At 66.3% G+C, this 21,207-nt stretch carries 21 protein-coding genes and 1 riboswitch; of the genes, 4 read left to right on the forward strand and 17 right to left on the reverse strand.

Going from position 1 to position 21,207, the window contains the following annotated elements; genetic code table 11:
• Positions 1–80: 80 nt before the first annotated feature.
• On the reverse strand, positions 81–1,415 hold the full coding sequence (locus KUV74_RS14415) for an aspartate aminotransferase family protein (protein ID WP_222516676.1): 1,335 nt from the start codon (positions 1,413–1,415) through the stop codon (positions 81–83).
• A gap of 155 nt (positions 1,416–1,570) precedes the next feature.
• Between KUV74_RS14415 and KUV74_RS14420 the strand changes: the two genes are divergently transcribed.
• Entirely contained in the window at positions 1,571–2,536 is a 966-nt protein-coding gene (locus tag KUV74_RS14420; RefSeq protein WP_222516677.1) for a MurR/RpiR family transcriptional regulator, read from the forward strand.
• Positions 2,537–2,696: 160 nt separating this feature from the next.
• On the opposite strand, the gene KUV74_RS14425 is transcribed toward KUV74_RS14420, so the two are convergent.
• Positions 2,697–3,674 carry an NADPH:quinone reductase gene (locus KUV74_RS14425; RefSeq protein ID WP_045994597.1) on the reverse strand — a complete coding sequence of 326 codons (978 nt, stop codon included), beginning with the start codon at positions 3,672–3,674 and terminating at the stop codon, positions 2,697–2,699.
• Between the two features lie 285 nt (positions 3,675–3,959).
• On the opposite strand from KUV74_RS14425, the gene azu reads away from it, so the two are divergent.
• Entirely contained in the window at positions 3,960–4,454 is a 495-nt protein-coding gene (azu, locus tag KUV74_RS14430; RefSeq protein ID WP_222516678.1) for an azurin, read from the forward strand.
• Positions 4,455–4,753: 299 nt separating this feature from the next.
• Here the strand turns inward: azu and KUV74_RS14435 are convergent, their stop codons facing one another.
• A complete protein-coding gene (locus tag KUV74_RS14435) occupies positions 4,754–5,407 on the reverse strand; it encodes a hypothetical protein (protein WP_124803899.1) in 654 nt (217 codons plus the stop codon).
• Positions 5,408–5,653: 246 nt separating this feature from the next.
• Here KUV74_RS14435 and KUV74_RS14440 point away from each other — a divergent pair, with 246 nt between their 5' ends.
• Both KUV74_RS14440 and KUV74_RS14445 read left to right on the forward strand, forming a co-directional pair.
• Positions 5,654–6,409: a glycerophosphodiester phosphodiesterase family protein gene (locus tag KUV74_RS14440; RefSeq protein WP_108132973.1), complete on the forward strand. Its 756-nt coding sequence runs from the start codon at positions 5,654–5,656 to the stop codon at positions 6,407–6,409.
• 161 nt (positions 6,410–6,570) lie between these two features.
• Positions 6,571–7,395, forward strand: a complete 825-nt coding sequence (locus KUV74_RS14445; RefSeq protein WP_222516679.1) for an alpha/beta fold hydrolase — start codon at positions 6,571–6,573, stop codon at positions 7,393–7,395.
• Between the two features lie 63 nt (positions 7,396–7,458).
• Here KUV74_RS14445 and KUV74_RS14450 read toward each other — a convergent pair whose 3' ends face one another.
• The 14 genes from KUV74_RS14450 to cobT form a co-directional block, all read right to left on the reverse strand.
• On the reverse strand, positions 7,459–7,698 hold the full coding sequence (locus tag KUV74_RS14450) for a DUF2188 domain-containing protein (RefSeq protein ID WP_213229598.1): 240 nt from the start codon (positions 7,696–7,698) through the stop codon (positions 7,459–7,461).
• A gap of 98 nt (positions 7,699–7,796) precedes the next feature.
• On the reverse strand, positions 7,797–9,260 hold the full coding sequence (locus KUV74_RS14455) for a cobyric acid synthase (protein WP_222516680.1): 1,464 nt from the start codon (positions 9,258–9,260) through the stop codon (positions 7,797–7,799).
• Positions 9,261–9,272: 12 nt separating this feature from the next.
• A complete protein-coding gene (gene cobO / locus KUV74_RS14460) occupies positions 9,273–9,908 on the reverse strand; it encodes a cob(I)yrinic acid a,c-diamide adenosyltransferase (protein ID WP_222516681.1) in 636 nt (211 codons plus the stop codon).
• Positions 9,865–10,755 (reverse strand): ABC transporter ATP-binding protein, encoded by an 891-nt coding sequence (locus KUV74_RS14465; protein ID WP_222516682.1) that lies wholly within the window; start codon positions 10,753–10,755, stop codon positions 9,865–9,867. Before KUV74_RS14465 ends, cobO begins: the two co-directional genes overlap by 44 nt.
• Positions 10,756–10,763: 8 nt before the next feature.
• A complete protein-coding gene (locus KUV74_RS14470) occupies positions 10,764–11,780 on the reverse strand; it encodes an iron ABC transporter permease (protein ID WP_261395477.1) in 1,017 nt (338 codons plus the stop codon).
• Positions 11,761–12,678 carry a cobalamin-binding protein gene (locus tag KUV74_RS14475; RefSeq protein WP_315900817.1) on the reverse strand — a complete coding sequence of 306 codons (918 nt, stop codon included), beginning with the start codon at positions 12,676–12,678 and terminating at the stop codon, positions 11,761–11,763. Before KUV74_RS14475 ends, KUV74_RS14470 begins: the two co-directional genes overlap by 20 nt.
• On the reverse strand, positions 12,675–14,480 hold the full coding sequence (locus tag KUV74_RS14480; protein WP_222516724.1) for a TonB-dependent receptor domain-containing protein: 1,806 nt from the start codon (positions 14,478–14,480) through the stop codon (positions 12,675–12,677). The genes KUV74_RS14475 and KUV74_RS14480 overlap by 4 nt, the downstream gene beginning before the upstream one ends.
• A 292-nt stretch (positions 14,481–14,772) precedes the next feature.
• Positions 14,773–15,030, reverse strand: a riboswitch (cobalamin riboswitch).
• Positions 15,031–15,165: 135 nt separating this feature from the next.
• Positions 15,166–15,657, reverse strand: a complete 492-nt coding sequence (locus KUV74_RS14485; RefSeq protein ID WP_222516684.1) for a bifunctional adenosylcobinamide kinase/adenosylcobinamide-phosphate guanylyltransferase — start codon at positions 15,655–15,657, stop codon at positions 15,166–15,168.
• Positions 15,609–16,247, reverse strand: coding sequence for a histidine phosphatase family protein (locus tag KUV74_RS14490; RefSeq protein ID WP_222516685.1), 639 nt, complete (start codon positions 16,245–16,247; stop codon positions 15,609–15,611). The genes KUV74_RS14485 and KUV74_RS14490 overlap by 49 nt, the downstream gene beginning before the upstream one ends.
• Positions 16,199–16,984 (reverse strand): adenosylcobinamide-GDP ribazoletransferase, encoded by a 786-nt coding sequence (cobS, locus tag KUV74_RS14495; protein ID WP_222516725.1) that lies wholly within the window; start codon positions 16,982–16,984, stop codon positions 16,199–16,201. Before cobS ends, KUV74_RS14490 begins: the two co-directional genes overlap by 49 nt.
• A 13-nt stretch (positions 16,985–16,997) precedes the next feature.
• A complete protein-coding gene (locus KUV74_RS14500; protein ID WP_222516686.1) occupies positions 16,998–17,618 on the reverse strand; it encodes a bifunctional adenosylcobinamide kinase/adenosylcobinamide-phosphate guanylyltransferase in 621 nt (206 codons plus the stop codon).
• Complete coding sequence (cobD, locus tag KUV74_RS14505; protein WP_222516687.1) at positions 17,615–18,811, reverse strand: threonine-phosphate decarboxylase CobD; 1,197 nt, start codon at positions 18,809–18,811, stop codon at positions 17,615–17,617. The genes KUV74_RS14500 and cobD overlap by 4 nt, the downstream gene beginning before the upstream one ends.
• Entirely contained in the window at positions 18,808–19,788 is a 981-nt protein-coding gene (gene cbiB / locus KUV74_RS14510) for an adenosylcobinamide-phosphate synthase CbiB (protein ID WP_222516688.1), read from the reverse strand. The genes cobD and cbiB overlap by 4 nt, the downstream gene beginning before the upstream one ends.
• Positions 19,789–19,846: 58 nt before the next feature.
• The gene (gene cobT / locus KUV74_RS14515; RefSeq protein WP_222516726.1) at positions 19,847–20,881 is read right to left on the reverse strand and encodes a nicotinate-nucleotide--dimethylbenzimidazole phosphoribosyltransferase; all 1,035 of its coding nucleotides are present in this window, start codon (positions 20,879–20,881) and stop codon (positions 19,847–19,849) included.
• Between the last annotated feature and the right edge of the window lie 326 nt (positions 20,882–21,207).

Genomic DNA, 21,207 nt, shown 5'->3' on the forward strand with positions numbered 1-21,207 from the left:
GGAAAAAAGGTAGCAAGCCCGCCCCTTGGCGGGCCTGGTGTGTCAGTGGTGTTGCGCGGGCCGAAGCGCCAGGCACGGACTCAATGGCCCACCTGGCCAAGCGCTTGCTGCAAGGCGGCGTCGAGCTTGTCGACGATCTCATCGAGATGATCTTCCTCGACGATATAGGGCGGCGCCAGCAGCACATGGTCTCCACGGCGTCCGTCCAGGGTACCGCCGGCGGGATAACACATCAGCCCCAGGTCCATGGCGGCGGCCTTGACCGCGGCGTTGAGGCGTCGGTCGGGGTCGAAGGGCTCCTTGCTGGCCCGGTCCGCCACCAGCTCGAGTCCCAGAAACAGCCCGCGTCCACGAATATCGCCGACGTGCGGGTGGTCGCCGAAGCGCTGATCGAGGCGAGCACGCAGCGCCTCGCCCCTGGCCCGCACCTGCTCAAGCAGGCCGCGTTGCTCTACCGCGCGCTGCACCGCCAGCGCCGCGGCGCAGGCGGTGGCGTGGCCGATATAGGTGTGGCCATGCTGGAAGAAGCCGGTGCCCTCGGCGATGGTGTCGCGGATACGCGCACTGGCCAGGGTGGCGCCGATGGGCTGGTAGCCACCGCCCAGGCCCTTGGCCACGGTCAGAAGGTCGGGGCTGACGCCTTCCTGCTCGCAGGCAAACAGGCTACCGGTGCGCCCCATGCCGCACATCACTTCATCGAGAATCAGCAGGATGCCGTGACGATCACAGATCTCGCGCACCCGCCGAAAGTATCCGGGCACCGCCGGCACCGCGCCAAGGGTCGCCCCCACCACCGGCTCGGCGACGAAGGCCATGACCCGGCGTGGCCCCAGCCGCTCGATGGTGTCCTCGAGTTCCACCGCGAGTCGCTCGCCGTAGGCTTCGGCGCTTTCGTCCGCGCGCTGGCCGCGGTAGGCGTAACAGGGGCTGACGTGGGTGGTGTCGGCCAACAGCGGTTCGAAGGGACGCCGACGCCAGGCGTTTCCGCCGGTGGCCAGCGCCCCCAGGGTATTGCCGTGGTAGCTCTGGCGCCGGGCGATGACCTGGGTGCGCTCTGGCTGGCCGATCTCGAGAAAGTACTGGCGCGCCATCTTCAGTGCCGCTTCCACCGCTTCGGAACCACCGGAGACGAAGTAGACGCTGCCGATGCCCTGGGGCGCGCGATCGACCAGGAAGTCGGCCAGCGCCTCCATCGGCTCCGAGGTAAAGAAGCTTGAATGGGCGTAGGCCATACGCTTGACCTGTTCGCTGATCGCGGCCTGCACCTCGGGATCGCTATGCCCCAGGCAGGACACCGCCGCGCCGCCACAGGCATCGAGGTAGCGCTTGCCTGCGGCATCGATCAGATAGGGCCCATCGCCTGCCACCGCGGTGGGATAGGACGCCTTGAGGTGGCGGTGAAAGACGCGGCTCATGGAACCTCCAGCAGGTAGATACGACATCGCATAAATGCAAATATTAAATGCATTCTATTTTTACACAATGCATATTTGCAAATTGTGTCTACGCCTCACCGGACAGACGCCCGCCAAGCTGGCACACTGGCCCGCTCGTCATTCAAGGAGACGCCATGCCCTCTCGCGACTCGAAGCCCGCCACCACGCCATCGACCGAGCGGAGCGCTCAGGAACGCCCTGTTCGCCTCGGCGAATCGAGCACCCTCGGCGACCTGAAGGAACTGGCGGCGCAGATCCAGGCCGGTGACGGCGAGGTTCGTTTGGGCAAACGATCGTTGCGGGTGCTGATGGCGCTGCTGGAGTCGCCGCAGGCGAGTGCGGTGGCCTCGATCAGCGAGCTGGCCGGGCGGCTCGAGGTGAATCCCTCGACCTTGACCCGGCTGGCCCAGCGCCTGGGTTTCGACGGCTTCGGCGAATTGCAGGCGGTGTTTCGGCGGGACCTGGCCGATGGCGGCGAGCACTTCTACAGCGACCTGGCCTCGAGGCTGTCGACCGATCGCGACCAGGGTCAGGGTGTCGCCCGGTTGGCCCGGCTCGGACGCCAGGAGAGCGCCAACTTCGCCGGCCTGCTCGAGCGACTCGACGCCGATGACTACGACCGGGTGGTCGAGCTGCTGGCCCTCGCCCGTCGGGTCAGGGTCCACGGGCAACGCCAGTTTGCGTCGCTGGCGCAGTTCATGGCCTATGGGCTTGGCATGCTGCGTGCCGATACCGGGGAGCTGGATGCGGGACGCCAGGGGGTGGCCGACGCCCTGGCGCAACTGGATGAAGGGGACCTGCTGGTGGTGATCAGCTGCTTTCCCTACACCACCAGCGTGCTGGAAACCGCACGGGTGGCGGCGCGGGCGGGGATTCGGGTGGTCGCCCTGACCGACAGCGAGTCGTCTCCGCTTGCCCGGGTCGCCGAATACCGTTTCCTGGTGCCTACCGACAGCCTGTTCTTCTCCAACGCCATGGGCGCCTTCTTCCTGCTGGCCCAGGGGCTTCTGACCGAGGTGGCCGATCGCCTGGGCGACGAGGGACTGGCCGCCCTCAAGCGGCGCGAGAAGATGATTCGCGAGCTGGGGGCGTCGCTGTAGCGCCAAGCAGAACCGACGGCGAGCAGGGCAGCCGGTACGCAAGCCACTCCGCCGTCAGGCCGACGCCTCCCTGAAATGCAAGCGGGCCCGCCAACTTGGCGGGCCCGCTCTGTCCGGAGGACAGGTTCGATCAGGAAGACAGGGATCGGCGATCGATCGCTCAGGGCAGCAGCACGGTAGACCCGGTGGTCTTGCGTGAGGCCAGGGCGTCCTGCGCCTTGCCGGCCTCTGCCAGGGCGAAGCGCTGGGCCACGTCGATCTTCACCTTGCCGCTCTCGATCATGTCGAACAGCTCGTCGGCCATGTCCTGCAGCCGCTCCGGGCTGTCGGCGTAGCCGTTGAGGCTCGGCCGAGTGACGTAGAGCGCGCCCTTCTGGTTGAGGATGCCGATGTTGACCCCCTCGACCGGTCCGGAGGCGTTGCCGAAGCTGACCATCAGGCCGCGCGGCTTCAGGCAGTCCAGCGAGGTCTCCCAGGTGTCCTTGCCCACGCTGTCGTAGACAACGTCGACCATCTCGCCACCGGTCAGCTCGCGCACCCTTTCGACCACGTCTTCCTTGGTGTAGTCGATGGTCGCCCAGGCGCCATTGCGCTTGGCAAGCTCTGCCTTCTCGACGGAGCTGACCGTGCCGATCAGCTTGACGCCCAGGGCCTTGGCCCACTGACAGGCAATCGATCCCACCCCACCGGCGGCGGCGTGGAACAGGATGGTCTCGCCACCCTGCAGCGGGTAGGTCTGACGCAGCAGGTACTGCACCGTCAGACCCTTGAGCATGGCCCCCGCTGCGGTCTCGCAACTGATCCCCTCGGGCAGCGCCACCACCTTGTCCGCCGGCAGGGTGTGCAGTTCGGCGTAGGCACCCAGGGGCCCCTGGGCGTAGGCCACGCGGTCGCCTACCTGCAGATGATCGACCCCCTCGCCCACGGCGTCGACCACGCCAGCGCCTTCGGTTCCCAGGCCCGACGGCAGGGACGGCGCCGGATACAGACCGGTACGGAAGTAGATATCGATGAAGTTGAGGCCCACCGCCTCATTGGCGACGCGTACCTCGCCGGGGCCCGGCTCGGCCGCCGGTGTATCGACGAGTTCCAGCACCTCGGAATCGCCGGTGCGTGCGAATTGAATCCGCTTGGCCATGAAAGGCTTCCTTACGCTGCTAACGGGTATGTACGCCCAGTCAAGCGCTCTGCTCGACCTCGGTCAAGTCCAAACTGGATTTGCCGCCGGCACAGCCGTGGCCACGGGATCACTGTCGGCGCTTGACAGCTCCATTGATGTCTACGAGACTCATCAACTGTATACAGTTCACATATAAACATGTATACATCTTGTGTGGTGCACCGCGCTTCCCTTTGCTGAACGCCGTGAACGGTCGTGGCAAACCCTGCACCCACCCTATCCAGCAACGAAAAGGACGCTGTCATGAAACATGCCCTGCTTTCCTCCGCCTCCATCCTCGCGATCACCGCCGTGCCGCTGTTCTCTGCCGTGGCGGTGGCGGATGACGGCGCCGCGGACAACGTCGCCGAAGAGTGCCGGCTGACCATCGATTCCAATGACCAGATGCAGTACGACAAGAGCGAGCTGAGCGTACCCGCCAGCTGCGAGACCGTCAGTCTGACGTTGACCCACTCGGGCTCCATGGCGAAAGACGTGATGGGACACAACTGGGTGCTGGCCCCTACCGACGCCTATCAGGAGATCGCCTCCGCCGGCATGCAGGCGGGACTCGGCAACAACTACCTGCCCGAGGATGACCGTACCCTGGCCGCCACCGACATCATCGGCGGCGGCGAATCCACCAGCATCACCTTCGACACCGAAGGACTCGCCGACCAGGATCTGACCTTCTTCTGCTCCTTCCCCGGCCACTCCTCGATGATGAAGGGATCGTTCAGCCTCACCAGCGAAGGCTAGACAACTGCACGGATCGACGGGCATCGATCCCTGACGGCGTGACCCGGGCCACCTCCGTTCTTGCTGCCCGCGAGCGGATCAACAACCACCTCGGCCCGGCAAGCGCCGCCCCTTTGCCCAACGACGAAGCCCCGGCCCTCGCCTCCAAAAAGAGGCAGGGGTCGGGGCTTCGTTGTTGCTACCACTTCTACTAGTTCATAGCGTCCGCGGGAAGGACTCCAGGCCTCTGACGAAGCGGTTCTTGCCAGATCAATCGTTCGAACAGTGCCGTTCCCTTGAGAGCTTTATGCCGTCGTTGCTCATAGCGTACGCGGGAAGGACTCCAGGCCTCTGACGAAGCGGTTCTTGTAATCTTCGAACAACGCCTTGTCCTGCTTGAAGTTGGCCACCACCGAGGCTTCGTCCACGGTCAGGGTTCGCGGCAGATTGTCGAGGCTGGTGGCCGTATGCTTGGGTCCCAGACCGATCTGCAGCTCGCCCGGGCCCTTGATCCAGCGCTGGATTCCGGCAGCGCTAAACTCGGCCTTCTGGGCATCACTGACCACGTCCACCCGCAGCGGCGCCCGCAGCGCCAGTTCCGCCACCAGACGAAGGGCGGGATTCAGTTTACCCTTGCCGGCCGGCTTTTGCGCCTCGCCCTGGCTATCGCTTTCCGCGCTTGTCTTGTTGCCGCCGTCGACCGCGCTTTCGGCGTCAGGATCCAGCGACGTCAACTGGGCCACATTCATGCTGGTACCAGCTTCGTCGCTGACCAGCAGGGCCAGCGCGATGGGACGGGACTGATCGTCCACCAGCGCGAGAAGCCGGGCGGCTTCCTGCTTGAACAGCACCCCGATGACGCCGGCGAAGGTGACCAGGGGGGCGATACCCGCCTGATGACCGTAGGCTTCTGCACACAGGCGTGCCAGGCAGGCTTCCCGCTGCTGGGGCTCGTTGATTTTGACGACCTTCATCACTGACCTCTAATTGCTGGCGCCGACCGGCGCTGACCCACTTGTCGAAACCGGCGAGACTAGCATATTCCAGGCAGCGACACCGCCCTCGGCGTACCGCTGCGACAGACGGGGTGTTCATGTCGTCGCCGTTCGGTCATCTTTGTGGCCCAACATGGAGGCGTGCAGCCTCTGGCTAGCAGGACGGTCATGTCCGATGATGACGAAAGCCGGTGCCATGTTGTGACGCCAAGCCAAGGAGAGCCCATGACGACATCTCGCACGCCCCTTATCGACCTGCCCCGCCTGATGGCGCATCGCGGCCTGTCGGCCCATGCACCGGAAAATACCCTGAGCGCCGTCCAGCTAGCCTGGGAAGCCGGTATCACCTGGGTCGAGCTCGATGTGCAATTGCTGGGTGATGGTACCCCGGTGATCTGGCACGACCCCGGCATGCGGCGCTGCTCCAACGGGCGCGGCAAGTTGAGCAAGCTGCGTCTGGAACAGGCCAGGGAATACGACGTCGGCGCCTGGTACGCCGAGCGCTTTCGCGGTGAGCGCATGGCGACACTCGACGACATGCTCAATCTGATCGATCGACGCGGTATGGCGGTCAACCTGGAACTCAAGGTGACCCGGGGGCGCGATCCAGAAGCGTTGGCCGAATCGGTGATCCCGCGTCTGCTGGAAGCGCTGCCGTTCGAACGTCGACTGGTGTCTTCCTTCAGCCCGGCGGCCCTCGATCACGCGCGCAGCATCGCCACGCCCGACCAGCTCGCCCTTGGGGTGCTGGTCGACAAGATCGGCAAGAACTGGCGGCACGACATGGAAGCGGTACAGGCCTACAGCCTGCACTGCGACTGGAAGAAGCTGAAGGAAGAGCGGGCTCGGGAGGTCACCCAGAGCGGCACACCGCTGCTGTGCTATACCGCCAATGATCCGGTGGCCTTCGCCAAGTACTGGAAATGGGGCGTGACCACCGTCATTTCCGATGACCCCGAACGCTTTGCCGACAAGACGTAACTTGCCAAGGCGTATCCTTGAAGCGGCTCTGGCACTGGCATGGCCCTGTACTAAAAAGCGACCTGTCCTAAAAGCGACCTGTCCAAACCTAGCGCTTGCTTGGCAGGCCAGCGGCCACTCGCTAGAGTGGGCTTGATACGTTGCTGCCAGCGAGCCACTTCATGCCCCAGGTATCTGACCTTCAGGTGTCACTTCACGACACAGACCGGCAATCGCTGTTTGTTCGTCGATGGCGTCCCGAGCCTAATACCCAGGGCGCGCCCATCGTGTTGCTGCATGACTCGCTGGGCTGCGTTGAGCTGTGGCGCAACTTCCCCGAAGCCCTGTGCCAGACCACCGGCCGCGAAGTGATCGCCTACGATCGACTGGGCTTCGGCCAATCCACGGGCCACCCAGACCGACTGACCCACACCTTTATCGCCGAAGAAGCGCACCAGGGCTTTGCCGCGCTTCATCGCGCATTAAAGCTCGAGGGTTTCGTTGTTCTGGGCCATAGCGTGGGCGGCTGCATGGCCGCCGGTATCGCTGCCCACTACGACGATTGCCAGGCGCTGATTACCCTGGCGGCCCAGGCCTTTGTGGAAGAACGCACGCTTTCGGGCATCCGACAGGCCCGCGATACGTTCGCCCTGCCCGGCCAGATCGAGCGCCTGAAGAAGTACCATGGCGACAAGGCCCGCTGGGTGCTCGACGCCTGGGTAGAGACCTGGTTGGACCCCGAGTTTCGGGGCTGGGCCCTGGATGACACCCTTAGATGGGTCGGGTGTCCTGCACTGGCACTTCACGGCGACCAGGACGAATACGGCTCGCCACAGCAGCCAGAACGCTACGCGCAACTACCTCAAGGGCCGTCACGAATGGTATTGCTGGAGGGGTGTGGCCATGTGCCCCATCGCGAGCAGCCTGACAGAGTCCTTGACTACATCACGAGCCTGCTGGGTGAGCAAATCAACGTAGATGATGGTGAAGAGCAAGGGACGCAATAGCGGATAGTACGCCTCATCGAACGGGCAATTGACAAAGACATTGCGCTCAAATGGCGTACGCCGTCACTTCTTCGAGCGCAGAGACTTGGTTGCCTCAGATTCGCGCCGATAACTCTTGCGCTCCTGGATAGTGCCATCGAGCCCATGCACGTATAGCTCACCGTGCTCCTTCCTGGCCACGCGGCGCGCGTATTCCACGGCTTCAGCCTTGCTCTCGAAAACCTTGCCGGCACGAGACGTGCCGCTGGTCTTTACTGCCCATCCCTTGTCTCTACTGACCACATGTTTGGATGTCACCTTCATGACCAAGCCCTCGACGCAGTTGCCATGGTGCCATCTGTACAGGGAAAGCTGTGGCACCCCCACAGTTTACGCCGGGCGCCGATATCGGACCATCTTCCTCAACCGATCAGGCGCAGAACCATCTCCATATCCAGATGTTGCTCGATGGCGTCGGCAAGCCGGTCGAGTTGACGTTCGCGGTGGGCGTCGAGGTCCACCCGGCGGGTGTCCTCGGGCGGGAGCCCGAGGCGGGCGAGCAAGGCTTCGCAGGCGTCGGGGCCGTCGAACAGCCCGTGCAGGTAGGTACCCATGATCTGGCCATCCTGGCTGACGGCACCTTCGTCTCGTCCTTCCAGACGCATTAATGGCCGTGAAAGCGCCTCTCCCCGGCTGACGCCTTGATGAATCTCGTAGCCGTGGATGCTGCAACAGCCGTCGGCGGTGTCGATGCGCCCGCTGACGCGTTTAAGGCGCTTGTCGGGGCGCATGGTAGTAGACATGGCAAGCCAACCGAGCCCTTCGACGCCGCCGGGCTCGCCCTCGATGCCGTCAGGATCGTCGATCCATTCCCCCAGCATCTGAAAACCGCCGCAGACACCCAGCACCCGCCCGCCGTAACGCAGATGGCGCCGGATACGCTCATCCCATCCTTGGCTGCGCAGCCAGGCCAGGTCCGCCCGGGTGTTCTTGCTGCCCGGCAACAGGATGACGTCGGCATCGGGCATCGGCTGGTCGGGGCCGACCAGGCTCAGGCTGACGCGAGGATGCAGGCGTAGCGGATCGAGGTCGGTGTGGTTGCTGATGCGCGGCAGGGCCGGCACCACCACCTTGAGCATGTCACCCTCCGCGTGATCAAGCCGCTGCTCCAGCGACAGGCTGTCCTCGGCGTCGAGCCACAGCCCCTGCAGGTAGGGAAGCACGCCGAGCACCGGCCTCGCCTCGCGCTCGGCCAGCCACTCAAGCCCCGGCTCCAGCAGCCCGATATCGCCGCGAAAGCGGTTGATCACGAAGCCCTTGATCCGCGCGTTTTCGGACGCGCTGACCAGCGCCAGGGTACCGCATAGCTGGGCAAAGACGCCGCCTCTGTCGATATCTCCGACCAGCAGTACCGGGCAGTCCACCGCCTCGGCGAAGCCCATGTTGGCGATGTCACCTTCGCGCAGGTTGACCTCCGCAGGGCTGCCCGCCCCTTCGGCGATGATCACGTCGAAGCTCTCGGACAGCCGGCGATGGCAGTCCATCACCGTCTGTCGGGCGGTGGTCTTGTAAGCGTGGTAGTCCAACGCGGCCATGCTGCCGTGGACGCGACCGGCCAGGATGACCTGGGCGCCCTTGTCGCTTTCGGGCTTCAACAGCACAGGGTTCATGTCGCTGTGCGGCGCTACGCGGGCAGCCTGGGCCTGCAGCGCGGTGGAGCGACCGATCTCGCCGCCATCCACGGTGACGGCACTGTTCAGCGCCATGTTCTGGGGCTTGAATGGGGCTACGCTGAACCCGCGCCGTGCCAGCACCCGGCACAGACCGGCGACCACCGTGGACTTGCCGGCATCCGAGGTGGTGCCCTGGATCATCAGCGTTGCCATGCTAGCGCTCCCTTACAGCTCGATACCCTTCTGGGCCTTGATGCCTTGATCCTTGAAGGCGTGCTTGACCACCTTCATCTCGGTGACTGTATCGGCCAGTTCGATCAGCGCCTGGGGCGCGTGGCGCCCGGTCACCACCACGTGCTGCATCGCCGGTCTGGCCTGCAGGTCGTCCAGTACCCGGTCGAGATCCAGGTAACCGTAGCGCAGGGCGATGTTCAGCTCATCGAGCAGTACCAGCGCGATATCGGGATCCTGAAGCAACTTGCGGGCCTTGTCCCAGGCGGCTTCGGCGGCGGCGACATCGCGCTCCCTGTCCTGGGTGTCCCAGGTGTAGCCCTCGCCCATGACGTGGAAGGCCACTCCGGGCTGGCGGCGATAGAAGGCCTCCTCCCCGGTGGAGAAGGCGCCCTTGATGAACTGCACCACGCCCACCTTCATGTCGTGGCCCAGCGCCCGAGCCAGCATGCCGAAGCCGGATGAACTCTTGCCCTTGCCGGGGCCTGTCAGCACCAGCAGCACGCCCTGTTCCTTGTCGGCACTGGCGATGCGCTCGGCCATGATCCGCTGCTTGGCGGCCATGCGCCGGGCGTGGCGCTCGGGATCAACGTTCTTCGGAGTCTGTGTCGTGGAGGACGTGTGGGTCATGGGAAACTTCCTTGGTGGGGCGCGGCGGATTAAGCGACGAGGCCACCCGCGGCATGAAGACGGCGGCGCCATCGACCTCGGCGACGCTCAACGGCTGGTCGTAGAGCCGCTCGAGGGCCGACGTCACCAGCATATCGTCGCGTGGTCCCCAGCAGGCCGCGCCATCGGGATACAAAAGCAGCAGGTGGTCGCACCAGCGCGCCGCCAGATTGAGATCGTGCAGGCACATCACCACGGCGGCCCCTTGGCTTGCCTGTTCGTCGAGCAGCGCCATGGCCGCCACCTGATGATGCAGGTCGAGGTGGTTGGTCGGTTCATCCACCAGCCAGATCTGCGGCGCCTGGGTCAGCACCGTGGCCAGGCTGACCCGCTGACGTTCGCCGCCGGACAGGGTCGCCAGCGGCCTGTGGGCCAGGTGAGCGATATCGAGGCGTTCAAGCGCCCCCAGGGCGCGCTGGACGTCGTCCTCGCTTTCGTTCTGCCAGGCCCGGAGGAAGGGATGGCGGCCGATCAGCGCGGTTTCCAGCACGCTGGCCGGAAACTCGTCATGGCGCTCCTGGAACACCACGCCCAGACGCTGGGCAACGGCACGCCGGCGCCAGTCGGTCAGCGGCCGGCCGTCCAGCCTCAAGCGCCCATGGCGCGGCGCCCTTAACCCGGCCAGGGTATGCAGGAGCGTGCTCTTGCCGGCGCCGTTGGGCCCGAGGATACCCCAGCGACTGCCGGGCTCGATGGAAAAGGACAGCGGCTGACCGTCCGCCCTGCCCGGCACGTCGATCACCAGAGCTTCGCAGGACAACGAACAAACTGGCAGCGCCTGGTCGGTGGATGCGGGTGTGACAGCCATGAACGCCCCTATCCCTTGCCGTGGCTGCGATGCAGCAGGTAGAGAAAACTCGGCACCCCGATCAGCGCGGTGATCACCCCTACCGGCAACTGCTGGGGGGCGATCAGGGTCCGCGCCAGGGTATCGGCCAGGGTCAGCAGGCAGCCACCGGCCAGCAGCGAGGCCGGCAGGATCAGACGCTGGTCGGCACCTAGGCGAAGGCGCAGCATATGCGGCACCATCAGGCCGACGAACCCCACCGATCCGGCGGTGGTCACCGCGGTGGCGGTGGCCAGGCTCGCCGCCAGATACAGCCCCCATTCCAGCGGGCGCACCGCCACGCCCAGCGCCAGCGCCTGCTGGCCACCCCGGGCAAGCACATTGAGGGTCCGCCCCAGTGGCACCAGTACCAGCGCCGACAGCGCGGCGATGACCAGTACCGGCCAGGGACTGCGGGCGTAGGCCATGTCGCCCATCAGCCAGTAGAGCATGCCCGGCAGCTCTTCTACCGGGCTGACCGCCAGCAGGAAGGTGATGATCGCGCCCCAGCCGGAGGCCATGACGACCCCGGTCAGCAGCAGGCGGGCCGGCGACCAGCTGCCACTGCCATGGGCCAGGCCGAATACCACCAGGATCGACACCAGCGCACCGGCAAAGGCCGAGGCCGAGACCAGTGCGGCGCCAAGGCCAGCCAGCATGGCACACAGCGCCGCCACCGAAGCCCCGCCGGAGAGCCCGAGCACATAGGGGTCGGCCAATGGATTGCGCAGCAGTACCTGCATCAAGGCGCCGGCCAGGGCCAGCAAGGCACCGGTACCGAAGGCGGCCAGCGCACGGGGCAGGCGCAGCTCCCACACCAGGGTCTGGTGGAGGGGGCTGCCCTGCCCGGTCAGCGTCAGCCACAGCTCCATCGGTGACAGCGCGACGCTGCCCACCGACACGGCCAGCACCACCGACACCACACCGAGCAGAGCCAGCAGGCCCAGCGGACGACGTCGCCGGGTGGGCCGATAGGTAGCGCTGGAGTCAGCGGCGCTCACGGGCAGAGTCCAGATGTTGGCACAGGGTTCGGGTGCCCTCGACCAGGCGCGGCGTCGCCCGCTGCACCAAGTCGGGGTTGATGAAGTAGAGGTTGTCGCGGGCCACGGCGGTCATCTGCGGCCACTGGCGCCAGGCATCGAGCCAGGTGGAGTCCGCCTTGCCCATGCCACCGGTGATGATGACTTCCGGGTCCGCGGCCAGCACCGCCTCCCGCGACAGTCGAGGCACCAGCGGCGCCTCGTCGGCGAATAGATTGACGCCGCCACAAAGTGACAGCGCCCGACTGATCCAGTGCTCACCGTTGACGGTCATCAGCGGCTGCTCCCATACCTGATAGAAGACCTCGACCGGTGCTGCGTCAACGTAGCGTTCGCCGAGGGCCGCTACCGATTCTCGCAGCTCCCGGGCCGCGGTGTCGCCGGTATCCGCCGAACCGGCCAGGCGGCCGAACCGCTCAAGCGTCGTGGCGATCTGCTCGAAGTTGGCGGCGTCCGAGCGGAACACCGGCAGGCCGAGTTCATCCAGGCGTTCGACCTGCTGTCCAGGATTACCGCCGGCCCAGGCCACCACCAGGTCGGGGTCAAGCGCCAACAGCGACTCGAGGTCGAGTCGATCGTAGCTGCCCACCTGGGGCAGCGAGCGCGCGGCCTCGGGATAGTCGCTGAAGCTGACTACCCCCACCACCCGCTCGCCGGCCCCCGCCGCGAACAGCATCTCGGTGACACTGGGCGACAGCGCCACGATGCGCTCTGCCGGCGCCGCCAGGCATAGCTCCCGCTCGGTGTCATCGACCACGCAGATGTCCCCGTCCCCGTCGGGCGAAGAGGACGCCATGGCGGCACTGGCCAGCGCCGACAGCACCAGGCCGGCGCTGGCCGAGACAAGCGAGCGGCGGATGATCACAGGTTGAAGCCGACGCTCAGGTAGGCGGCACGTCCGGGGTTTTCGTAGTCCCAGCCACCTTGAAAGGCAGACGCACGCGAGGTGGCGTACTCGCGATCGAAGACGTTCTCGAGCGTAAGGTTGGCCTTCCAGTCCGGCGCAAAGGCCCAGCCGGCGCGCAGGTCCAGGGTGCCGTAGCCGGCCAGACGTTCGTCGTTGTCGACGTCATTGTAGCGGTGGTCCTGGGCGATGAAGGAGGCCCCCAGATTCCAGTCACCCAGCTGGCGATCGGCGTCCAGGCGCAGGGTCTGGCTGGCGCGGCGAATCAGCTGCTTGCCGGTGTCACGGTCTTCCGGGTCGGTATAGGCGACGCTGGCCGCCAGGGTCCACTGGTCGAGCTCGAGCCCGGTGGCAAGTTCGACCCCACGAATACGCGCCTCGTCGACATTGAAGGGGGCAAAGCGGCCATCCCTCGACTCATTGGCGATCAGGGCGTCGACGTTGGTCTGGTAGAGCGCCAGATCCCAGTAAAGCCGCTGGTACTGACCACGCAGACCAAGCTCCCAGGTCTCGGACTCCTCGGGCTCAAGATCGCTGTTGCCAAAGCCGGGGAAGTACAGCTCATTGAAGGTCGGGGCGCGGAAGGCGGTACCGTAGCTGGCACGCAGGGTGTGCTGATCGTCGAGGGCGTAGCCCAGCGCCAGGTGGCCGGTGACCTCTTCATCGTAGGCCTCGTTGTCGTCGTGGCGCAGACCCGCCTGCAACGAGAACGGATGGAAGTCCATCAGTGCCTGGGCAAACACCGCCACGTTGTCGCGGCTGGTCTCTTCGTAGTCGGTGGTGCTGTCGACCTTGTCTTCCAGATACTCGGCACCGGCGATCAGCTCGTGGGCACCGAGTTGCAGGGTATTGTCCCAGCGAACGGTATGGGTCTCGGTGTCGAACTCGGTGGTGCTTCCAGGCCCAAAGTCGTTGGGCTCGGAGTGGTCCTCCAGCTCATCGCGGGCCTCGCTCAGGGTAAGACGCGACGACCAGATATCGGACACCGGCACCTCAGCGTAGACACCCGCCACCTGCTGCACATAGTCGGAGTCACCACCTTCGTATTCGTTGTTGCCACGGGCACGCAGTCCCAGCAGCCCGAGGTTGGCGCCGTTGTCGAAGGTGTGGGACAGACTCACCAGACCCGAGGTGTTGTCGTAGGCCTTGTCCTCGCCACCGTCGCGAATCTCGGTGCCGTCGCTGTCCAGGCGGGTGGCGCTGAACTGGTAGGAGGTACCGCCCTCGCGGCCCGACAGACTGGCTGAGGCCCGCTGGGTATTGAAGGAGCCGGTACCGAGCTGCACGCTGGGCGTCGGCCCTTGTTCATCGGGCTTGTCGGTGAACAGCTGAACCACCCCGCCCACCGCGTCGGCGCCGTAGAGCGCACCGCGGGGACCGCGTACCACCTCGATACGCTCGAACATGCGCGGCTCCAGGTACTGCCAGGCAGGCCCGCCATTGGTGGCCGAGCGCAGGCGGATACCGTCGATCATCATCACCGAGGCGGTGCTGCCGGTACCACGGATATAGACGCTCGCCTGCTTGCCGAAGCCACCGTTGGTGGAAATATCCACACCGGGCTGGCCACGCAGGGCGTCGGTAATGCTGACCGGATCGCGGCGCCTTAGCGCCTCTTCATCGATGACGCTGACGGAGGACAGCGACTGACTGGCGGTACGCGGCGAAAGCGTCGCCGACACCACCAGCGGGTCGAGTTCGGTGGTGGGCTCGGTGGTGGGCTCAATAGAGGCCTGTTCGACGGAGGAAGACTCGGCGGTCATCACGTCGGAGGAAGCGGACTGCTGGGCGCTGGCCTGGCTCACCAGTAACCAGGGGGCGGCGGCAAGGCCGACGCACAGACGCAGGCCACGGGAGCGGCAGGCAACAGAAAGACGAGCAGGGGCGAAGAAAGCAGACGACATGGTGTATCCCTTGGCACCGTGCGCACCCGCACGGCGTAGACCCTCGAAGGCCGAGGAGCGAACAGGGGACACAGAACGCTGGACAGGACACCCGGGAGCGTCAAGAACACCAAACTGACAGGCAAGCGCTGCGCGTCGGGACCCCACCGCCCCTTGGCATGGCTCTTCAGGCCGGTCTCCGGGCTGACGAGATGAACCATCGAAGCGTTTCGACGGTTCGGCGCGTTCGCCTTCCCGTGACTGGCTGAGCGGGACACAGGGTCCGGTCGCATCAGGGGTCAAGGACCCTGTCACAGTGGCGTGGTGAGCGCGCTTGACTCGATCACCGTTGCGGGGGCAGCGTCGGATTGGCACCGACTTCCCGTTTCACCCCTCGTGTCTACTTCTGGCCACAGCGTCTTGCGTCAGAAAGGACTGACGCCATGGTCATGCTGGCACGTTTCGGGGCACCTGAGAGTGCGCGTAAGCTAGCAATCGGCACAGCGGGCGTCAACGAAAAGCGCCGTTCGGCTTATTCGATGGGGGCCATGCCGGCTCTGTTCGCTTAGTTTGCTCGGCCCGCTGCGGCAGCATCCTTCCCATCGAGCCGCATGGTCAGGCCATGGCGTACATAGTGTACCTGGCTTGCCAGGCGTACCGCGTCCTGGGACAGCCAGCCCATCAGATCACGCAGGCGGCGCTGGGCCGGGTCCACCGGGACGATGCCGCGCCCCACCTCGTCAAGCACCAGCACGCGCCGTCCCGGCGAACTGGCCCAGCCGGCAAAGGCCTGGCGCCAGCGCTGGCCCAGCCGGTCATCGTCGGCGCTTGCTGACTCGTTTTCACGTTGGTTCTCAAGTTCGTTCTCTAGTTCGGCCTCGAGCCAGGCAAGCCAGCCGCTGATGACGAGGGTGTCGCCATCGTCGATGGCGGGACCAGCGCCAGCACCGGGCACCCGTCTCATCATCTCGCCGGCGTCGCGCCAACGTGCCTCGGGGTAGCGCTCGGCTACCCGCTGACGCTTGCCTGACGCGGTACCGCCGATGAAGACGTGCATGTGATGCCCTCTGCTTGTCGAATGAGTGTCCAGCGCCGACCTGCGGCCTGACCGACGACGCCCTCCCAGAAAGGCACGCCCTCGAACTCTCGGCGCAGCTCGCGGATCACCCCGCCGTGGGTGACCACCAGCACGCGCCGGTGGCCAGCCTCGACGGCGGCATCGAAGATGGCGTCGAGGGCCAGCGCCAGTCGGTCACGCAGGTCCTGGGCGGATTCCCCACCGGGAGGCGCCAGCTCCCCGGCGCTGTCGATCCACTCCCGGTAGACCGGATCGTCCTTGAGCTCTTCCCAGTTGCGCCCCTCGAACTCGCCGAAGTCGTTCTCGCGCAGGCGTTGGTCCAGGCGAGGCTCCGGCCAGCCACGTCCCTCGGCGATATGGGCCAGGGTCTGGCGGCAGCGGGTCAGGTCGCTCGACACCACGGCGTCGAAGCGCTCGCCTTCCAGTTCCAGGCGCAGCCGATCCATATCGGCCAGGGCGTCGGGCATCAACAGCTCGATATCGCGCTGGCCCTGGTAGCGCTTGTCCAGGTTCCACTGGGTCAGCCCGTGGCGAACCACCACCAGCTCGAGACACACATCAGAAGCCATAGTTCTCCTCCCTCGATGGCACTGCCCAGCATATCGCCGTTGATGCCGTGAAAGGCTCGGATCATCCCCCGGGCGAAGACCCAGGTAAAGCCCCCGCTGGCAAGCAGAACCCACACCAGCCCGGCTACGTTCGCCCCGCCCGGCGCCAGCATCAGTCCCGCGGAAACAACCACCAGAAGAGGAACCAGGGCAAGCGTCAGGTCGCGCCAGCCAAGGCCCTGCTGCCAGCTATGGGCGAGTCCCTCGGGCCGAGCAGCGGGTACGCCGATCAGCAGCGCCACCGCGCTGGCTCTGGCCAGGGCGGGGACCACGACCAGCCACAGCAGAGCCCCACCGGTCGCAAGCCACCACCACAACAGGACCGCCTTCCAGGCCAGCAGGAACACCAGCGCCAGCATGCCAAAACTGCCGACCTGCGGGTCCTTCATGATCTGCCAGCGGCGCTCGAGCGGCGCATTGCTGCCTAGCGCATCGGCCAGGTCCATCACACCGTCCAGGTGCAGCCCGCCGGACAGCGCCACCCACAGTGTCAGCAGCGCCAGTGCCTGGATCGGTGTCGGCAGCGCTGAGGTCAGCGCGGCGGCCACGGCCAGCAACACGCCGATCAAGAGCCCCACCAGCGGGTAGCAACGCGCCGCCCAGCGGCGGTTGGCGCCGTTCCAGTCGATCATCACCGGCAACGGTATCCGGGTAAGAAACTGGATCGCCAGCCCCAGCCCGGCCAGTGCCGGCAGCACTCGTGGCCTTAGATCACTCACTCGGTTCTCCTCTACCCAGCCTGTTGCCCGCCCCTGCCCTCACGTCAGCGGTACGTTCCCCCGCCGGCTTCCACTCGATGGTCTGCCCCGCGACCACCTCCACCACCCGATCGGCGCACCGCGCCAACAGCAGGTGCAGACGCTGGAGCTCGCTCAGGTACCAGCGCACCAGGGCGTCCTTCGGCGGCAATTCCTCGTTGAGGTCGTTGGAGACGACCACCAGCGCGATATCACGTCGGCGAGCGTCCCCGAGCAGCGCTGCTAGTTGGTTGAAGGCGTCTCTCGCCGCAGCGCGCCTGGCGTCACGCTCGAGGCCGTCGGCAAACAGGCGCTGACTCGACCACAGCGTCAGGCAATCCAGCAGCACGGTGTCGCCTGTGCCCACCTGACGCCAGGCGGCCAACAGGTCCTGCGGTGCCTCCAGCGTATGCCAGCGGCTGTCACGCCGGGCCTGGTGGCGCGACACCCGCGAGGCCATCTCGCCCTCCTCCGCCCTGGCGGTCGCCAGGTACCAGAGCTTCCCCCGGGGCTTGTCGGCGTGGAGCGCCAGCGCCGCCTGTTCGGCCACGTGACTCTTGCCCGAACGCACCCCACCGCTGACAAAGACGATCATCGGTGCTCTCCACGAGACGGGGCGTCGCCCTGCTGCAGCAAGGTGCCGAGCCAGTCGCCGCCAAGCCATCTGAGCAGGCGGTCATTGTCGGCGCGGAGTTGCAGCGCCACGCGAATCCAGGCGCCGTCCAACCCACTGAAGGTGTGGGTGTGGCGAGCCAGACAGCCACGACGGGCCAGATACGATAACAAGGCTTCGCCATTGGCCTGCGACGGCTGGCCCGGCGGCCTGAACAGCACGAAATTGGTCTGGGAGTCCACCACCGTCAGGCCCAGATCGCGCAGGCCTGCCGTCAGATTGGCACGCTCGGAGTGAAGCCAGTCGCGCGTGCGACGCGCAAAGTCGCCATCGGCCAGCAGCTCGGGAACTACGGCGGCAGCCAGGCCGTTGACGCTCCAGGCCACCTGATGGTGTTGCAGCGCCCGACAGCGCTGCGGGGACGCCACCAGATAGCCAAGCCGCAGCCCCGCCAGGGCGTAAAACTTGGTCAGCGAGCGCAACAGCACCAGCGGCTCGCCCTGCTCCACCAGGTCGGTGAGCGGGGCTTCGTCGTCGGCAAAGTCGACGAAGGCTTCGTCGATGACCACCAGGGTGTCGCTGCGCCTGGCCGCCGCCACCAGCGCTTCCACCTCACTTCTGGGAAGGCGCGTGCCGGTGGGATTGTTGGGGCGACACACAAACACCAGATCGACAGCGGCAAGGCGTGCCGAGAGCGCCTCGACGTCCAGCCGGAAGTCATCTCCGCTGAGCTGCAAACGCTCGATCTCGATGTCGTTGAGGCGGCATGCCCGGGCGTACTCGCCGAAGGTCGGCTCGATGATCAAGGCGCGGGCGCGACGATAGGCCCGGGCCACCAGGTGGATCGCCTCGGCGCCGCCGTTGGTCAACACCACCGACAGTGGCGCTATCCCCAGCGACGCCGCCAGGGCCGCCACGGCGTCCCGGTGTTCGGGGTCAGGATAGTGGCGCACCTCGCTCATGGCGCGGGCGAGCCAATCAGCAAGCCAGGCCGGCGGGCCCAGCGGATTGAGGCTCGCGCTCACATCCATGGTCGGTGTCACCGACGACAGGCCAAGTCTGTCGAGCAGCGCCGCGCCCTGGCCGCCATGATCAGGCCAGCAAGAGCCCTGGCCCTGCGTTGGCGTCTGGCTCGCGCTTGTGTCGCTCAGATGCTGATTGTGGGTCGATGTCATCGCACGGCCTCCAGCACCAGTATGATCAGGGCCAGCAGTGTCAGAACGCCCGCCGTGCCGGCGTAGAGACAGCGAATCGCGGCGTCGATATGACGCGCCTTTAACGTCTCGGTGGGCGAGCCCAGCCGCGCCCGGTCGCTGATCTGATCGCCATAGTGGTTTACCCCGCCCAGCTCGACGCCGAGCAGATTGGCCACCATGGCCTCCGGCCAGCCGGCGTTGGGACTGGGGTGAGCCGGTGCCTGTCGGCGCGTCGCCGACCAGGCGCCGCGCCTGCGCAGCCCCGGAACCACCGCAGCAAGACACCACATCGCCAGCGCCGTCAGCCGAGCCGGCAGCAGGTTGACCAGATCGTCGAAGCGAGCCGAGGCCCAGCCGAACTCACGGTAGCGATCGCTGCGATGGCCGACCATGGAATCCAGAGTATTGGCGGCCTTGTAGGCCAAGGCCAGGGGCGCACCGCCGAGCAGAGCCCAGAACAGCGGTGCGGTGATGCCATCGACGGTATTTTCGGCCACGCTCTCGACGCACGCTCGGCTCACTCCTGCCTCGTCAAGCGCTCGGGTATCGCGCCCGACGATGGCCGAGACCGCGCGCCGCGCCTGATACAGATCGCCCCTTGCCAGCGGTGTGGCCACCGCGCGGGCCGCCTGCACCAGGCCCCGGCAGGCAAGGCAGGTCCACAAAAGCAAGCCCTCCACCACCAGCGCCAGCCAGGGCGAGACGACACCGGCAAGGCCAATCGCCAGAGTGGCCAGCGTCCATGCAAGCCCCACCACCACCAGCGTGAGCACCACGCCCTTGGCTCGACGCGCCTGCGGCCTGCCACGGTTGAGCCGCGCTTCCAGGGCGCCGATCAGTCGGCCCATGCCGACCACCGGATGCGGCAGCCAGCGTGGATCCCCCAGCCAAAGATCCAGCACCAGGGCGGCGAGCACCAACGCCAGCAACTCGGGGCTCAGTGGCGGCAGCGTCATGGAAACCACCACCCCCTGGCCGCGCTGTCGTCATCTACTCTCGCGACGTCTGCTCGCCTCATGCCGACGGGCCACCCTCGACCCGGGCGTCAGCGAAGGTCGCCATCTCGCTGAGCATGGCGCAGGCACTGGCGAGCAGCGGATAGGCCAGGGCCGCGCCGCTGCCTTCGCCCAGGCGCAGGCCAAGTGACAACAGCGGCTCACCGCCGAGTACGGCCAGCGCCTCACCGTGACCGGCCTCATCGCTGCGATGGCCAAACACCAGGTAGTCGCGCACGCCAGGCGCCAGCCGAGTCGCCGCAAGGGCCGCCACCGTGGCGATAAAACCGTCCACCAGCACCGGCGTGCGACCCGCCGCTGCAGCCAGGCAGGCCCCCGCCATGGCGGCGATCTCGAGCCCGCCCAGACGCGCCAGGGTATCGAGGGCGGTATCGCCAGCACCCCGCGCCAGCGCCCTGGCGATGACCTTGCGCTTGTGGTCCAGGCGCGCATCGTCGATACCGGTGCCACGCCCCACCACCTCCTCGGCGGAAAGGCCGGTAAAGGCGGCCAGCAGAGCGCTGCTTGCGGTGGTGTTGGCGATGCCCATCTCCCCCAGGATGACACAGCGGGCACCCGCAGCGCGGGCGCGCTCGACGGCACGAATGCCGACCTCAAGCGCCGCCTTTACCTCGTCGGGACTCATGGCGTCCTCGCAGGCAATATTGCCGCTGCCCGCGCGCACCCGTTCGAGCACCACACCCGGCACCTGGTCGCTGGGCGTGGCCACCCCAACGTCGACGACCTCGAGCCGGGCATTGATCTGGCGGGCAAAAACGTTGATGGCGGCGCCCCCGCGGGCGAAGTTGGCGACCATCTGGGCGGTGACCGAGGCCGGAAAGGCCGACACGCCTTCCGCCGCCACCCCGTGGTCGGCGGCGAACACGATGATGGCCGCAGGGTCGACCCGGGGTAACGGCTCTCCTGTCATCGCCGCCAGATCCGCAGCGAGCTTCTCGAGTCGACCCAGGCTGCCGGGGGGCTTGGTCAGGTTATCGAGACGAGCACAGGCCAGGCGGCGGGCCTCAAGGTCCAGCGAAGGAATGCAGCCAATATTGGTGGAAAGAGTTGAAGCAAGGGGCGAGTCGAGGGGCGAGTCAAGCGTCGAGGCGGGGGTAGAAGACGAGGACGAGGGCTGGTCACGCACGGCGATATCCTGATGGCACTAACGCCGCCCAGGCGGCGAATAAGAAAAAGACCGCCCGAGCCTTCAGACACGCGAACAGGCGGGCAACAAGCCGCCGAGCTTAGCAGATCACCGAAAGGCGATCTTCCCTCGGAAACGGATCCGAGATCGAGCGTCTATGCTGCAGGTCGTGCTGCAGGTCGTGCTGCGGGTCGTGCTGCGGGTCGCCTTGCCTCATTCAAACCCCATTCGAG

Origin of the sequence: Halomonas sp. DP1Y21-3, assembly GCF_019801245.1 — a bacterium.
Lineage (GTDB): Bacteria > Pseudomonadota > Gammaproteobacteria > Pseudomonadales > Halomonadaceae > Halomonas > Halomonas litopenaei.

Bases quoted from the DNA above. Each gene is read 5' to 3' on its own strand.
- KUV74_RS14415 (WP_222516676.1), bottom strand. From the start codon at position 1,415: ATGAGCCGCGTCTTTCACCGCCACCTCAAGGCGTCCTATCCCACCGCG.
- KUV74_RS14420 (WP_222516677.1), top strand. From the start codon at position 1,571: ATGCCCTCTCGCGACTCGAAGCCCGCCACCACGCCATCGACCGAGCGG.
- KUV74_RS14425 (WP_045994597.1), bottom strand. From the start codon at position 3,674: ATGGCCAAGCGGATTCAATTCGCACGCACCGGCGATTCCGAGGTGCTG.
- azu (WP_222516678.1), top strand. From the start codon at position 3,960: ATGAAACATGCCCTGCTTTCCTCCGCCTCCATCCTCGCGATCACCGCC.
- KUV74_RS14435 (WP_124803899.1), bottom strand. From the start codon at position 5,407: ATGAAGGTCGTCAAAATCAACGAGCCCCAGCAGCGGGAAGCCTGCCTG.
- KUV74_RS14440 (WP_108132973.1), top strand. From the start codon at position 5,654: ATGACGACATCTCGCACGCCCCTTATCGACCTGCCCCGCCTGATGGCG.
- KUV74_RS14445 (WP_222516679.1), top strand. From the start codon at position 6,571: ATGCCCCAGGTATCTGACCTTCAGGTGTCACTTCACGACACAGACCGG.
- KUV74_RS14450 (WP_213229598.1), bottom strand. From the start codon at position 7,698: ATGAAGGTGACATCCAAACATGTGGTCAGTAGAGACAAGGGATGGGCA.
- KUV74_RS14455 (WP_222516680.1), bottom strand. From the start codon at position 9,260: ATGGCAACGCTGATGATCCAGGGCACCACCTCGGATGCCGGCAAGTCC.
- cobO (WP_222516681.1), bottom strand. From the start codon at position 9,908: ATGACCCACACGTCCTCCACGACACAGACTCCGAAGAACGTTGATCCC.
- KUV74_RS14465 (WP_222516682.1), bottom strand. From the start codon at position 10,755: ATGGCTGTCACACCCGCATCCACCGACCAGGCGCTGCCAGTTTGTTCG.
- KUV74_RS14480 (WP_222516724.1), bottom strand. From the start codon at position 14,480: ATGACCGCCGAGTCTTCCTCCGTCGAACAGGCCTCTATTGAGCCCACC.
- KUV74_RS14485 (WP_222516684.1), bottom strand. From the start codon at position 15,657: ATGCACGTCTTCATCGGCGGTACCGCGTCAGGCAAGCGTCAGCGGGTA.
- KUV74_RS14490 (WP_222516685.1), bottom strand. From the start codon at position 16,247: ATGGCTTCTGATGTGTGTCTCGAGCTGGTGGTGGTTCGCCACGGGCTG.
- KUV74_RS14500 (WP_222516686.1), bottom strand. From the start codon at position 17,618: ATGATCGTCTTTGTCAGCGGTGGGGTGCGTTCGGGCAAGAGTCACGTG.
- cobD (WP_222516687.1), bottom strand. From the start codon at position 18,811: ATGACATCGACCCACAATCAGCATCTGAGCGACACAAGCGCGAGCCAG.
- cbiB (WP_222516688.1), bottom strand. From the start codon at position 19,788: ATGACGCTGCCGCCACTGAGCCCCGAGTTGCTGGCGTTGGTGCTCGCC.